This window comes from Sutterella parvirubra YIT 11816 (assembly GCF_000250875.1).
Lineage (GTDB): Bacteria > Pseudomonadota > Gammaproteobacteria > Burkholderiales > Burkholderiaceae_F > Sutterella > Sutterella parvirubra.
In genome coordinates this window covers 1-1,448 of record NZ_JH604950.1, presented here as the reverse complement: position 1 = coordinate 1,448, position 1,448 = coordinate 1, and the positions used below count along the sequence as shown (strand labels likewise).

The following is a 1,448-nucleotide window of genomic DNA, read 5'->3' as shown; positions in this document are numbered from 1 at the left end:
GGGAGATTTTTGGGGATTCGAGGAACGGACCAGAGCGTCAGATCGGGGCTCGGGGCGACGCCTTCGTATCCCGCCTTGGTGACGAAACCGAAGCGCGTACAGACCAACGGAGACTTGGCGACATGCAGCTTCCCGGCATCCACTTCGGCCTGCGTCGTCGGATGGTTGCGGAACTTCACCTCGTAGCAGACGCAGCCGTCTTTGTCGAGCGTCACCACGTCGAACCGCCCGTTCGACCGAAGCCCGGGCAGGTTGTAGAAGTACGTACCGATGTCGTCGATCCGAACCGGCATTTTGCCCGCACGGTTTCGGCGAATCAGAAACTGCTTGACGATCTCCTCAAAGACCTGCGGCACATACTGCGTCTCGAATTCTTCCTCCACCGCAGCGTCATACGCCGCCTGTCGTTCTTCGCATTGATGGGGAACTCTTTGCGGACAACCTCCATTTTGTCCAGCTTTTTGAGGACGTAATCGAGGACGGGCGAGCTTTCCATACCGGTTTTGGCCAGCAGCTCGGAGAACCTCAAAGGCCCCGTCGCCAAAGCGGAGAGAACCAGGTTGGCTTTCTCAACCTTGGAGAGCTCCGACAGGAGCATGTCCGTCAAAGTCGTGCCGACGCCGTCGGGCTCCATGAAGACATCGATGATGTTTTCACGAACGGTCTTCCCGGGGTCGATGTGGCGGAGCAGCCCGGGGCTGCCGCCGAAGGCGGCGTAAAACCTCACCTTGTCTTCGTTGGAGAATGTCGGGAAATAGGCGGAGGCCTCGTAGTAATCCAAAGCCTTGAGGTGCAGAACCAGTCCGGCGCGCCCGTAGAGCGGCGCGGCATGCTCCACCAGGCTCCGCATGATGTCCATATGGGACCCGCACAAGATGATTTTGAGCTTGGACTTCCCCTCATACTGATCGATGAGTCCCTGAATGACGCCGTCGCAGCCGGCGATCAGCTTCTGAAGATGGGGGTACTCATCCAAAACCAACACCAGCGGCCGGTCTTCGGCGTACTTGAAGAGGTACTCCAACACCTCCTCCATCCGCTGAAACGCCATCCGGGGCAAGCCCAACTGGGCCTCCATGGCGGCCAGGAGCTTATCGGCATTGTCGCGATCGGAACTCTGCCGACACTCGAAGAAAACCGAGGGACAGCCGCATTTTCGTAGGGCTTCGGTCAACAGACGGCTCTTGCCGATGCGGCGGCGCCCGTACACCACGCCCAGCGCGTGCTTCGGATCGTCCAAAAACCTCCGGACCCTGTCGAGCTCCGCCGACCTGCCGATGAATTCGTTTCCCATGGGATGTTTGGTCAAATGAGTTTTATCAAATGAATTTGAGTCAAATGGATTTGACCAAGCACCCCATCCACGGCCACCCAAGCCGAACGGGCGGCCCCGCTTCCGCGTCGGCCGCCCGTTTCCTCTGAGGAACAGTAAAGAAATAAAATTTACT

2 protein-coding genes are annotated in these 1,448 nt (G+C 58.4%); both read right to left on the bottom strand.

The features are described from left to right. Positions 1 to 383, bottom strand: a 383-nt coding sequence (locus HMPREF9440_RS04995; protein WP_148516419.1) for a DUF234 domain-containing protein, incomplete at its 3' end; no start/stop codon positions are given. Continuing rightward, positions 317 to 1,294 carry an AAA family ATPase gene (locus HMPREF9440_RS04990; protein WP_008542084.1) on the bottom strand — a complete coding sequence of 326 codons (978 nt, stop codon included), beginning with the start codon at positions 1,292 to 1,294 and terminating at the stop codon, positions 317 to 319. The genes HMPREF9440_RS04990 and HMPREF9440_RS04995, both read right to left, overlap by 67 nt. Positions 1,295 to 1,448: the final 154 nt, after the last annotated feature.